The sequence below is a fragment of the Stutzerimonas stutzeri genome (assembly GCF_002909485.1).
In the GTDB taxonomy this organism is placed as follows: Bacteria; Pseudomonadota; Gammaproteobacteria; order Pseudomonadales; family Pseudomonadaceae; genus Stutzerimonas; species Stutzerimonas stutzeri_AH.
The window spans coordinates 95,798-108,424 of sequence record NZ_PPXG01000009.1 but is presented as its reverse complement, the minus strand read 5'-3'; the positions used below and the strand labels follow the sequence as shown (position 1 = coordinate 108,424).

General features: G+C 61.8%; 12 protein-coding genes. 6 read left to right on the top strand and 6 right to left on the bottom strand.

Annotated features, from left to right (window positions below):
- Positions 1–10: 10 nt before the first annotated feature.
- Together xdhC and guaD are read left to right on the top strand one after the other, a co-directional pair.
- The gene (gene xdhC, locus CXK91_RS19800; protein WP_103457736.1) at positions 11–871 is read left to right on the top strand and encodes a xanthine dehydrogenase accessory protein XdhC; all 861 of its coding nucleotides are present in this window, start codon (positions 11–13) and stop codon (positions 869–871) included.
- Between the two features lie 132 nt (positions 872–1,003).
- Positions 1,004–2,311 (top strand): guanine deaminase, encoded by a 1,308-nt coding sequence (gene guaD / locus CXK91_RS19795; protein ID WP_103457735.1) that lies wholly within the window; start codon positions 1,004–1,006, stop codon positions 2,309–2,311.
- Between the two features lie 299 nt (positions 2,312–2,610).
- On the opposite strand, the gene CXK91_RS19790 is transcribed toward guaD, so the two are convergent.
- From CXK91_RS19790 to CXK91_RS19775, 4 genes are all read right to left on the bottom strand, one after another.
- Positions 2,611–3,483 (bottom strand): metal ABC transporter substrate-binding protein, encoded by an 873-nt coding sequence (locus CXK91_RS19790; protein ID WP_103457820.1) that lies wholly within the window; start codon positions 3,481–3,483, stop codon positions 2,611–2,613.
- A 10-nt stretch (positions 3,484–3,493) separates the two neighbouring features.
- Positions 3,494–4,312 (bottom strand): metal ABC transporter permease, encoded by an 819-nt coding sequence (locus tag CXK91_RS19785; protein WP_181003987.1) that lies wholly within the window; start codon positions 4,310–4,312, stop codon positions 3,494–3,496.
- A 41-nt stretch (positions 4,313–4,353) separates the two neighbouring features.
- Positions 4,354–5,025, bottom strand: coding sequence for a metal ABC transporter ATP-binding protein (locus tag CXK91_RS19780; protein ID WP_103457733.1), 672 nt, complete (start codon positions 5,023–5,025; stop codon positions 4,354–4,356).
- Between the two features lie 378 nt (positions 5,026–5,403).
- The gene (locus CXK91_RS19775; protein ID WP_103457732.1) at positions 5,404–6,159 is read right to left on the bottom strand and encodes a GntR family transcriptional regulator; all 756 of its coding nucleotides are present in this window, start codon (positions 6,157–6,159) and stop codon (positions 5,404–5,406) included.
- Positions 6,160–6,499: 340 nt separating this feature from the next.
- Between CXK91_RS19775 and CXK91_RS19770 the strand changes: the two genes are divergently transcribed.
- Entirely contained in the window at positions 6,500–7,846 is a 1,347-nt protein-coding gene (locus CXK91_RS19770; RefSeq protein ID WP_103457819.1) for an NCS2 family permease, read from the top strand.
- 75 nt (positions 7,847–7,921) lie between these two features.
- Positions 7,922–8,548 carry a LysE family translocator gene (locus CXK91_RS19765; protein ID WP_103457731.1) on the top strand — a complete coding sequence of 209 codons (627 nt, stop codon included), beginning with the start codon at positions 7,922–7,924 and terminating at the stop codon, positions 8,546–8,548.
- 779 nt (positions 8,549–9,327) lie between these two features.
- Here CXK91_RS19765 and CXK91_RS19755 read toward each other — a convergent pair.
- The gene (locus tag CXK91_RS19755) at positions 9,328–10,353 is read right to left on the bottom strand and encodes an IS110 family transposase (RefSeq protein ID WP_103457730.1); all 1,026 of its coding nucleotides are present in this window, start codon (positions 10,351–10,353) and stop codon (positions 9,328–9,330) included.
- A gap of 133 nt (positions 10,354–10,486) precedes the next feature.
- Complete coding sequence (gene uraH / locus CXK91_RS19750; protein WP_003284729.1) at positions 10,487–10,840, bottom strand: hydroxyisourate hydrolase; 354 nt, start codon at positions 10,838–10,840, stop codon at positions 10,487–10,489.
- 279 nt (positions 10,841–11,119) lie between these two features.
- Here uraH and puuE point away from each other — a divergent pair, with 279 nt between their 5' ends.
- Both puuE and uraD read left to right on the top strand, forming a co-directional pair.
- Positions 11,120–12,049 carry an allantoinase PuuE gene (gene puuE, locus CXK91_RS19745; RefSeq protein WP_014819418.1) on the top strand — a complete coding sequence of 310 codons (930 nt, stop codon included), beginning with the start codon at positions 11,120–11,122 and terminating at the stop codon, positions 12,047–12,049.
- The gene (gene uraD / locus CXK91_RS19740; protein ID WP_014819417.1) at positions 12,049–12,564 is read left to right on the top strand and encodes a 2-oxo-4-hydroxy-4-carboxy-5-ureidoimidazoline decarboxylase; all 516 of its coding nucleotides are present in this window, start codon (positions 12,049–12,051) and stop codon (positions 12,562–12,564) included. Before puuE ends, uraD begins: the two co-directional genes overlap by 1 nt.
- Positions 12,565–12,627 lie beyond the last annotated feature (63 nt).

Genomic DNA, 12,627 nt, shown 5'->3' with positions numbered 1-12,627 from the left:
GGACATTTACATGAGCAATACGGCCTGGATCGAAGCACTCGCCGACCTGCAACACCAAGGCGAACCCTGCGTGCTGGTAACCATCATCGAGGAGCGCGGCTCCACGCCGCGCAATGCCGGCTCGAAGATGGTGGTCAGCCGTGAGCGCCTGTATGACACGATCGGCGGCGGCCATCTGGAATACAAGGCGCAAGAGATCGCCCGCGAGATGCTGGAAAAGCGCAGCCGCGACACCCGCCTGGAGCGCTTCTCCCTTGGCGCGAGCTTGGGCCAATGCTGCGGCGGCGCCACCGTGCTGCTGTTCGAACCCATGGGCCAGCCCCAGGCGCATATCGCCGTGTTCGGCGCCGGTCACGTGGGGCGCGCCCTCGTTCCGTTGCTTGCCAGCCTGCCGTGCAAGGTGCGCTGGATCGATTCCCGCGAGAGCGAATTTCCTGAGCAGATTCCTCAGGGTGTCGAGAAAGTGCTTAACGACGAGGTGGTGGACGAGGTGGAAAACATGCCCGCCGGCAGTTACTTCATCGTCATGACCCACAATCACCAACTCGACCTGGAACTGACCGCCGCAATCCTCGCGCGCAATGACTTCACCTACTACGGCCTGATCGGCTCGAAGAGCAAACGCGCCCGGTTCGAGCATCGCCTGCGTGACCGCGGCTTCCAGCCGGAAACCGTACAGCGCATGCGCTGCCCGATGGGCATCGCCGAGGTGAAGGGCAAATTGCCGATCGAGATTGCCGTGTCCATCGCTGGCGAAGTGATCGCGACCTACAACGCCCATTTCGGTGAAAAGAGCGGAGAGAAAACGGCCAGCGGCGAAAAGCCAGTGCCAATGCTCGTGCCCGCCTCACGCCGCTCCCAGGCCAACTGATCAGATAAAGCCTGTGGGAGGCGCGCGCCCTCGCGGCGAAATGGACCGCGGCCGCGCCAAGCGCTTCGCCCCGAGGGCGGGCCTCCCACAACGCAAAGCAACGTACTCATTACAACGATTCCGAGACTCACCATGTCCAGCGCCAAAGCCTACCGTTCCGCCCTGCTCCACTGCATCGCCGATCCGCGCGAGGTGGGCATCGAGCAATCACACGAATATTTCGAAGACGGCCTGCTGGTCGTCGAAGACGGCAAGATCGCGCGCATCGGCGCCGCTGCCGACCTGTTGCCGGCGCTAGCCGCGGGCACCGAAGTCGTCGAGTATCAAGACGCGTTGATCACCCCCGGCTTTATCGACACACACATCCATTACCCGCAAGTTGGCGTGATCGGCTCCTACGGCACGCAACTACTAGACTGGCTGGAAACCTACACCTTTCCCAACGAAGGCCGTTTCAGCGACATGGCGCATGCCCGCGAGCAAGCCAACCTGTTCCTCGGTGAGCTGCTGCGCAACGGCACCACCACGGCGCTGGTGTTTGGCACGGTGCACAAGCAATCGGTGGATGCCTTCTTCGAAGCGGCGGAAAAGCTCAACCTGCGAATGATCGCCGGCAAGGTGCTGATGGATCGCAATGCGCCGGATTTCCTCACCGATACCGCCGAATCAGGCTATGCCGACAGCAAAGAGTTGATCGAGCGCTGGCACGGCAAGGGTCGCCTGCATTACGCCGTCACTCCGCGCTTCGCACCGACCAGCACGCCAGAACAGCTGACCCTCGCCGGCAAACTGTTCGCCGAATTCCCGGATCTGTACATGCACACGCATATCTCCGAGAACAAGCAGGAGGTCGAGTGGGTCAAGGAGCTGTTCCCGGATCGTAAGGGCTATCTGGACGTCTACGACCACCACGGCCTGATCGGCGCGCGCTCGGTGTTCGCCCATGGGGTCCACCTGTGCGATGACGAGTGCAAACGCCTCGGCGAAACGGGTTCGGCAGTCGCCTTCTGCCCCACATCCAACCTGTTCCTCGGTAGCGGCCTGTTCGATCTGGCCAAGCTGGAAGGCTACGGCGTACGGGTAGGCCTGGGTACGGATGTCGGCGGCGGCACCAGCTTCTCGCAGCTCGCCAGCCTCAACGAGGCCTACAAGGTGTTGCAGCTGCAGGGCCAGAAGCTCGATGCGTTCAAGGCGCTGTACCTCGCCACACTCGGCGGCGCACGCGCGCTCTATCTGGACGACAAGATCGGCAATCTGCAGCCGGGCAAAGACGCTGACTTCGTCGTGCTCGACTACAAGGCGACGCCGCTGATCGACTACCGCCTGAGCCAGGCCACGACGCTGCAGGAAAAACTCTTCGCCCTGATGATTCTGGGTGACGACCGCGCGGTGAAAGAAACCTACGCCGCAGGGGTTTCGGTGCACCGAAAGGATTCGTGAGCAGCAGGTCGCGGACTTAATCATCAACAGCCGTTGATGCGTGTTTTGTTGGACGCGTGGATCGGTGAAGCGTGATCCCTACGGCTCGGAGGCACAACCGCCGCTCGTAGGTCGTATGTCGTCGTTACATGCACCACCAGATCGCACCGAACCCATTGAACACGTCGATCGGTAAAGCGGGATCCATCCTACGGATCGGAGCCAAAACCGCGGCCCGTAGGGTGGATGTCGCTTTTCACATCCACCACCGGTTCGCACGGAGCTCAATAAACGCGTGGATCCGTGAAGCGGGAACCACCCTACGGCTTCAGCGCGGCCATCAACGTATCGAGGTTGTGCTCGAACATGCCAAGGTACGTGCTGGCTGGCCCCTCGCTGGCCAGTGCATCCGAATACAGGGTGCCGCCGACGGTGGCTCCGGCCTCGTCAGCGATCTGCTCTATCAGCCGCGGATCACGGATATTCTCGACGAACACGGCCCGCACACCTTCGCTGCGTATCTGCCGGATCAGCGCGGCAACGTCAGCCGCCGAGGGCTCGTCATGGGTGGATAGTCCCTGCGGCGCGATGAATTCCAGCTGCCAGGCCTGCCCCAGGTAGCCAAATGCGTCGTGGCTCGTCACCACTTTGCGCTGACTGGGCGGCAAGCTCGCAATCTGGGCATCGGCTTTCTTCAGCAACGCATGCAGGCGGGTCAGGTAGGCATCGCGCCGCTCGGCGTAAGCATCGCGGTGGGCTGGGTCCAGCTCGCCAAGCGCCTTGGCGATGTTGCGCACGTAGATCTCGGCATTGGTGAGGCTCTGCCAGGCATGCGGATCCGGCACTCGCTCACCGTCCTCATCCAGCATCAACGGAACGACACCCGCACTGGCATTGATGCGTTTGCCGGTGGGCTCGCTGCTGGCAAGCACGCGCTCCAGCCATGGTTCGAAGCCGAGGCCGTTGGCGATGATCAGGTCTGCACGCAGCAAAGCCTTGGCATCATCCGGGCTGGGCTCGTAAAGATGCGCGTCGGCATCGGCATCCACGAGATTGATCAGATCAATCTGGTCGCCGCCGACTTCGCGGGTCAGATCAGCCAGGATGCTGAAGCTCGTCACCACATTCAGTTTTTCCGCCGCTTGCAACGACATAGGCAGCCACAAGGCCAGGGCAAAAAGCAGGTAACGCATGATGAGCACCTCAAACAGTCATGGGAAATGGAGACGAGCGCAGCAGACCGTGAACCGGGCCGGCTACGACTGAGAACAAATAGAAAATGCCGGCCAACAGCACGATGCTTGGCCCGCTGGGCAGGCTGGCGTAGAAGGAAAGCAGTAGCCCAAGCCACACGCACACCGCACCGATCAGCGCAGCAAGCGGCAGCAGGACCAGCAGTCGGCGGCTCCAGAAGCGCGCCGCTGCGGCGGGCAGCATCATCAGCCCCACCACCATCAGCGCGCCGATCGCCTGGAAGCCGATCACCAGATTGAGCACGACCAGCGTCAGGAAAGCGGCATGCGCCAACGGCCCGAAGCGACTGATGCTGCGCAGGAACAACGGATCGAGACTGTCCAGCGCCAGGGCGCGATAGCTCAGCGCGAGCACCACCAGACTGAACACCGCGGTGCCGAGCATGCCGTACAGCGTGGTCGTATCGACCGCCAGCGCCGAGCCGAACAGAAGGTGCAACAGATCCAGCTTGCGTCCGGCCAGTCCAAGCAGGAGCACGCCGCTGGCCAGCGAAATCGGATAAAGCGCAGCCAGGCTGGCATCCTCGCGCAGCCCGGTACGCCGCGTGACCCAGGCTGCTGCGCCCGCCATACCGAGCCCTGCCACCAGCCCACCCGCGGTCAATGCTGGCAGGCTCATGCCGAACAGCCAGAATGCCAATGCTGCACCGGGCAGAATGCCGTGGGCGATGGCATCACCGATCAGACTCATTCGACGCAGGATCAGGAACACGCCCAGCGGCGCGGCACTGCAGGCCAGCGCCACGCCGCCAAAAAGCGCTCGGCGCATGAAGGCGAACTCGCTGAAAGGCGCCCAGAGAATATCCGGCGTCACGCGACCTGACCGAGCCGTTGCCGCTCGGCCATGAACTGGCGGATCGGCGCCCTGATGCAACCGCTGCGCGCGATCAGCAATCCCTCGCAATTGTTCTGCTCCAACCCGGCAAGGTTATGGCTGACCAATAGCAGCGTCCTCCCCTCCTCCTGCCAGCGCTCGACGTGCTGCCAGAGCAAACGCAGCCCTACGTCGTCCAATGCCGCCTCGGGTTCGTCGAGCAACAGCACCTGAGCATCGGTCAAGCTCAGACGCGCCAGCAGGGCACGCTGCAATTCGCCGCCGGACAGCGCATGCAAGCCCTGGGTTTGAAGGTCGAGCAATCCCCAATCCATTAGCGTCTGACGCAGCCGCGCCTGACGCTCGCTACGCCCCAATCGGCTGCGCCAGAAACCGGCACTGACCAGTTCGGCAAGGCGGATGGGGAACTGCCGATCTACATGCTGTTGTTGCGGCAGATAGGACACCCCACCCAAGAGCGATACGTTGACGTCGACTCGCCCTGCCAGGGGCCGGTCCAATCCCGCGATCACCTTGAGCAGGCTGCTTTTCCCCGATCCATTGCTGCCGATGACTGCGGTCAGGCTGCCTGCGGTGAGCTGCAAATCCAGCGGGGGCGTGAGGGCGCGGCCACCGGCGCCCCATTGCAAGCCATGGCATTCGATCATTGTTACCTCGGTAATTGAGTAGCTTCGGCCACCCGTTATTCGCCCTCGGCACCGCAAAAAGCTTGTCCAGAAAAGCGTACGAGAGCGCCACTAATATACATATGTATTAGTTATAACATAACATTATGCGCATCAGCTCGGAGTGCCGCAACCGAGTTGCGTTGACCCAAACGGGGTAGAAACGCGTGTGAGATGTTGGGGGGTGAAAAGCAGAACGCGCCAAAGCGCAGGATCGAGCAGCGTCCGCACTTCAGCAGTATCGAGACAGAGGGCTTCCGCAGAGTGATGCTGAACGCCGGCAGCCAGACTGCGCCACGGTCGGCGGCGGGCCACTGCCCGGCGCTGACGCAATGCGCGTCAGCGCGAACCGACGGGAGTCTAGCGAGCGGTGCGAGGCTTTTTCTTCGCTAGGGCCAGATGCGAGAACACCGCGTGCAGGTCGCCCGAGGCACTGTCTTCCTCGAGATTGAGCTTGCTGTCGATATGGTCCATGTGGTGCATCATCAGGCGCACCGCCTTGTCGCTATCGCGGGCAGCGATGGCGTCGATCAGTTCGTTGTGTTCGTCATAGGAACAGTGCGAGCGATTGCCGCTTTCATACTGGGCGATGATCAGTGACGTCTGCGAAACCAGGCTGCGCTGGAAGCTCACCAGCGGAGCGTTCTTCGCCGCCTCGGCGAGCTTGAGGTGGAACTCACCGGAGAGGCGGATGCCCGCTCCGCGATCACCACGGTCGAAGCAATCACGTTCATCGGTCACCATCTGCCGCAATTCGGCGAGCTGCGCCTCGCTGGCATGCTGTACGGCCAATTCGATAATGGCGCGCTCCACCAAGCGGCGGGCGAAGAAGATCTGCCGCGCCTCCTCGACGCTCGGACTAGCTACCACCGCCCCCCGATTAGGTCGCAGCAGCACGACCCCTTCATGCGCCAGGCGTGACAGCGCGCGGCGGATGATGGTGCGGCTGACGCCAAATATCTCGCCTAGCGCCTCTTCGCTGAGCTTGGTCCCCGGAGCAAGGCGCTGCTCAAGGATGGCATCGAAGATATGCGCATAAACAATATCGTCCTGTGTCCCGGTACGAGGCTTGCCGGACTTCGTAGGCTTCTTCAGGGGCTGCAACTGTTCGTTCATCGATGGCTCGCAAATTAGGTGTCGGCAAGGCCGAACTTTACTGGGTTCACGCCGCTACAGGCAGTTCGGTGGACAAATAAATACGCCGACACGTCATTTACCTTGTGCACAATTTTGTGCGTGCTCCACTCCACCTAACGAGCCTTGATTAACGCATAAGCCCACGCGATTCAGGCCGCATCATCCATTTACCGCTTGCAATTCTTGTATACAAAATCATAATCCGGAAAGCCTTTCTGACCTTTCAGTCAACTACCGATACAGAAGGCCCACCATCACCCGCCCCTCGGGAGTACTCACGCTCCGGGTGATCGACAACAAGAACGATGAGGAACGCCCAGTGGAAAGTATCAAGCGCAAGCCCCAGGCAGCACCCTTGCAGCGCACCGCCCCCGTATGGCTGGACCGCCTGTTCAAACTCACAGAACACCGCACCAGTATCCGTACCGAACTACTCGCCGGCCTGACGACCTTCGTCACCATGGCTTACATCATCTTCGTCAATCCAAACATAATGGCCGACGCCGGCATCGACCACGGCGCGGCTTTCGTCGCCACCTGCATCGGGGCGGCGCTCGGCTGCCTGCTGATGGGCCTGTACGCCAACTGGCCGGTAGGCCTGGCACCGGGCATGGGCCTCAACGCCTTCTTCACCTACACGGTGGTCGGCGAGATGGGCTACAGCTGGGAGATCGCCCTCGGCGCGGTGTTCATCTCCGGCGTACTGTTCATGATCATGAGTCTGTCGCGCATTCGCGAATGGCTGCTCAACAGCATCCCCATGAGCCTGCGCTTCGCCATGGGCGCGGGCGTCGGCCTGTTCCTCGGTTTGATCGGCCTGAAGACGGCCGGGATCGTCGTTGCGAGCCCCGCCACACTGCTGACGATGGGCTCATTCGCCGAACCACCGGCGCTGCTGGCAGCTGTCTGCTTCCTGATGATCGCCGTGCTCAGCCACCGCAACGTATTCGGCGCCATTCTCGTCAGCATGCTAGCGGTGACCGCTATCGGCTGGGCCTTCGGTCTGGTCGAGTACAACGGCCTGGTTTCGATGCCGCCTAGCCTGGCGCCGACCTGGCTGGCCATGGACATCGCCGGCGCACTAAACGTGGCGATGATCAGCGTGATCCTAGCCTTTCTCTTCGTGAACATGTTCGACACCGCCGGCACCCTGATGGGCGTCGCCCACCGCGCCAACCTGGTGAACGACGAAGGCAAGATCGAAAACCTCTCCCGCGCATTGAAGGCCGACAGCAGCTCCAGCGTGGTCGGCGCCTTCGTCGGTTGCCCACCGGTTACCAGCTACGTGGAAAGCGCTGCGGGTGTAGCCGCTGGCGGGCGCACGGGGCTGACCGCAGTCACCGTCGGCGTGCTGTTTTTGATCGCCATGTTCTTTGCCCCGCTGGCTGGCATGATCCCAGCCTATGCCACTGCCGGCGCACTGATCTACGTGGCGATGCTGATGATGAGCGGGCTGGCCAACATCGACTGGAAGGACCATACCGACACCATTCCCGCGATCGTTACGGTAGTGATGATGCCGCTGACCTTTTCCATCGCCAACGGCATCGCGCTGGGCTTCCTGACCTACGCCACGCTCAAGCTGCTGACCGGTCAGCGTGACAAGGTCTCGATCAGCCTGTATGTGCTGTGCGTGATCTTCATCGCCAAGTTCGCGTTTCTCTAAACCGGGCCGGCAGCGTCCGGCTCACTGATAGCCTGCTTCGCAGTGGGGCTTTTGCATTGGCTGTAGGAGGCCGTCATGACTCTGGAGATATGGTCGTTGTTCGCCGGTGCGGCGCTGGTGGTAATCCTGATCCCCGGGCCGCTGTCATTGCTGATGATCAGCAACAGCCTGAACTATGGAGTTCGCCGCTCCTGGCCGGCGTTTCTCGGTGGCGTACTGGCTTCGCTGGCGCTGCTTAGCGCCTCGGCGCTGGGGCTCGGTGCGCTACTGATGGCATCTGAGCGGCTGTTCAGCGCGCTCAAGCTCGTCGGCGCGCTGTATCTGTTCTACCTGGCATGGCAGAGCTGGCAGGAGGCACGTCGCACCCCCGCCGCGCGCGAGATCGAAAGCCCTACCCTCGCCCCGCGCTTCAGCCGGCTGTTCGGCCGGGCATTTCTGCTGGGCGGCAGCAATCCGAAGGACATCCTCTTCTTCGCCGCCTTTCTGCCACAGTTTCTCAGCGCCGGGCAGCCGTTGCTGTCGCAGCTGTTGGTGATGATCCTTACCTGGGCCGTGCTCGATCTGCTCTGCAAGCTGGCCTACGGGTTGGGCGCGCAGGGGGCGGCACGTTACCTGCGCACCGGGAAGGGGCATGTGTGGTTCAACCGGACAAGTGCAGCGCTGTTTGGGGGCGCGGGGGCAGCGTCCTTGATGAGTCGGTAGCGCTCTGCAGCTCGCCCCTTAGCCAGGCTCCTGGCTGAGGCATTGGTTCCGCGCTGCTGGGCAATTCACTTTTTCCAGTCGCGGAAGATGAACGTTGCCTGCTAGGCCGTGCAAGTAGGAGCAAGCAATGCGCGTTTTCCTTCGTCGCTTAGAAGTCATAGGCGACTCGGACACTGGGCCCCGTCAGTAGGCCGAGCGTAATCGTCATGGCAGGGGTTGAGCGGCATGGATGCCACGAGAGCTGTGATGGGCCATGGATGGCCCTTCGCAGCGTGTCCCTGCAATGGCGATGGAGTGAGGGAACCCTTCGCGCAGCGAATGGCCGGATGCCGGGGTGGCCTTCTTTTTGGTTACTTTTTCTTGGCCAAGCAAGAAAAAGTGACGCGCCGTGAGAGGCGCAACCTACCGGTCGGGCCGAGAAAAGCGCCGCGCCATTGCACGAACCTCACGCCACAGGTGCCTAGGTCACTCAGGCTAAAAACCAGCGCCGAGCGCCTCACGCTAACCAAATTCAACCCATAAAAATCTATGGTCACCCCCGTTTCTGCAACACCGATCAGCGATGAGTGGTTGGCTTGCCTAAATCTATCCGGCGTCCATATGGGGCATGCCCCGCGCCACGATGAGAGTCGCGCCTGGCGATCCTGAAAAACCCGGCGGCTTCTGAAGCCGATTTTATGGACAGGTTCTTCGCCAGGCCGGTGGGCCGTTCACGTCATCGGATGTTCAGCATCGCAAAACCTGAAAGGGTGTTTCGTGGTACAGCGGTAGACGCGGGGTCAGGCGGCGAGCGCGCTTGGCCCTGCTTCAAATTCTGAGTGATTAGCCGCGATGGCCCAGGCGATCCGGGCGAACTTGTTGGCCAAGGCGCACACGACTACATTCGAGTGGCGCCGCTCACGCAGCGAGCGAACCCAGTCGGCCAGAGCCCCTTGCTGGAACGCCAGGCGCTGCAGGTAAACCCTGGCGCACTGCACCAGCAACCGGCGCAGGTTCTTGTCGCCGCGTTTGCTGATCCCCAGCAGATTGGCCCGGCCGCCCGTGCTGTACTGGCGTGGCACCAGCCCCACCGATGCCGCGAAATCACGACTTCCGCCATATTGTTTGCCATCGCCCATCTCGGCACACAGCAGGCTGGCCGTGATCGGCCCCACGCAGGGGATGCTCAGCAGGCGGCTACCCAGATCGTCAGCGGCAAGCTGGTTGTCCATTTCCTTGTCCAGGGCCCTGATCTGCTCGTCCAGATAGCAGAAGTGCTCGTGCAAGCGCTTCAGCAGTGTGGCCAGGCGAGGTGGCAGCTCGTGCTCGCCCAGCGTGCATGGCAGCCGCCTGACCAGCGACAGCCCCTTGGGAAAGCTGATGCCAAACTCCAGCAGGAAACCATGGGCCTGATTGGCCGTCTTCGTCCGGTCACGCACCAGGGACTCGCGCATCCGGTGCAATACCGACAACGTCTGCTGGGCTTCGGTCTTCGGTGTCACGAAGCGCATGGTGGGCCGGGAAGCGGCTTCACAGATCGCCTCGGCATCGATGAAGTCGTTCTTGTTGCCCTTGACGAAGGGCCGCACGAACTGAGGCGAGATCAGCTTCACCTCATGCCCGAACGCCATCAGTTGCCGGGCCAGGAAGTGCGATCCCGCACAAGCCTCCATCACTACCGTGCAACTCGGCAGGTTGCCTAGCAATCGCATCATCTGCTGGCGTGTCGTCTTCTTGCGAAAGACTTCTCGTCCGGCCTTGTCCTGCCCATGCAGGTGGAAACTGTGCTTGCCGAGGTCGATGCCGACCAGCGTTGCAGTGCTCATGATGATGGCCTCCGAAAATAAAACACCCTGTCAAAGCCTAGCCCTGACAGGGTGTGGGGGTGACCATCTCATTAACCCGCCATTACGGCGGGCAAAGGGACTCCACAAGAGTCAGCACTGAAGGGAAAAGCGACTAGCTACCCCGATACGTCGAATAGCTATACGGCGATACCAACAACGGCACGTGGTAATGCTCCTGCGCCGAATCGATTCCAAAGCGCAGCACCACCACATCGAGAAACGCAGGATCCGCCAGGACCACGCCGCGACGGCGGTAATAGTCGCCGGCACTGAACTGCAGCTGATAGACACCGGAGAGGTAATCCGCACCTTCCAGTAACGGACTGTCGCAGCGCCCGTCGGCATTGGTCTCACGGGTTGCGACCAGGGTCAGCGCCTGATCCTCGACGCGATACAGCTCCACCTTGATTCCGCTGCCCGGGCAACCGTGGGCGGCGTCGAGTACGTGTGTGGTCAATCGGCCCACGGGCACCTCCGCTCTGTTGAATGGAAACTGCCCCGAGCATAACCATCCTCCCCACATCGCTCAAGACAATCTGCAGATATTTTTGTATACAGTTTTTCAAGCATCGGTTGGCCCGTTACCTGCAAGCTGCAGATGCCTCTGAGCATGGTTGATCGCGACACGGCAGATACCAGCTATAGCGAAAGGATGAAAATTGCTATTTACAAAGCCTCATTCAATTTGTATACAATCCAGCCATCCGGTCGTGCCATGACGACCTGCCATACAGGAAGCACCCCAGTGAGCGCCGACTACCCACGCGACCTGATCGGTTACGCCAGCAACCCACCGCACCCGCACTGGCCGGGCGATGCGCGTATCGCGTTGTCCTTCGTGCTGAATTACGAGGAAGGTGGCGAACGCTGCGTGCTGCACGGCGACAAGGAATCCGAGGCCTTTCTCTCCGAGATGGTCGCCGCGCAACCGTTGCAAGGCGTGCGCCACATGAGCATGGAGTCGCTCTACGAATACGGCAGCCGTGCTGGCGTATGGCGCCTGCTCAAGCTGTTCGACAAGCACGACATCCCGCTGACCATCTTCGCCGTCGCCATGGCCGCCCAGCGTCACCCCGAACTGATCAAGGCGATGGCCGGCGCCGGACACGAAATCTGCAGCCACGGTTACCGCTGGATCGACTACCAGTACATGGATGAGGCGCAGGAGCGCGAGCATATGCAGGAAGCCATCCGCATCCTCGGCGAGATCACCGGCGAGCGCCCGCTGGGCTGGTACACCGGCCGCACCGGCCCGAACACCCGGCGCCTGGTACGCGAGGAAGGCGGCTTTCTCTACGACTCCGACACCTACGACGACGACCTGCCCTACTGGGACCCCGAGTCGACGCCGGAAAAGCCGCATCTGGTGATCCCCTACACGCTGGACACCAACGACATGCGCTTCACCCAGGTGCAGGGCTTCAACAGCGGCGATGACTTCTTCACCTACCTGAAGGATGCCTTCGACGTGCTCTACGCCGAAGGCTGCGAAGGCGCGCCGAAAATGTTGTCCATCGGCATGCACTGCCGGCTGCTCGGGCGCCCGGCGCGCCTGGCATCGCTGGCCCGCTTCATCGAGTACGTGAAGGGTCATGAGAAGGTCTGGTGCACCCGTCGTGTCGACATCGCCCGCCACTGGCACGCCACCCACCCTTTTACCGCGGAGCGCAATTGATGACCCCGTTCAAGACGATCAAACCCTCGACGCTGGATCGCGACGCCTTCGTCGCCGCCTTTGCCGACGTCTACGAGCACTCGCCTTGGGTTGCCGAAACCGTCTACCAGGCGGGCGTCGACGAGACGCTGGACGACATCGAGGTGCTGCATACCCGCCTGTCCCAGGCGATGCTCGCCGCCGACCATGACACTCAGCTGGCACTGGTCAATGCTCACCCCGACCTGGCCGGCAAGGCCGCCGTGCGTGGCGAGCTGACCGCCTCCAGCACCTCGGAGCAGGCCGGCGCCGGCATCCACGAATGCACGCCGGAGGAGTTCGCCCGCTTCACCGAACTCAACGAGGCCTACAAGGCCAAGTTCGGCTTCCCCTTCATCATGGCGGTCAAGGGCAGCAACCGGCACCAGATCCTCGCCGCATTCGAAGAACGCATCCACAACGATCCCGAACAGGAATTCGCCCGGGCGCTGGCGGAAATCAACAAGATCGCCCTGTTCCGCCTGCAGGCGATGTAACGAGCACCAACCGCAACAAAGGCAGTAATGACAGAAACCGCTTCTCATCCAAGGCAGACGAGT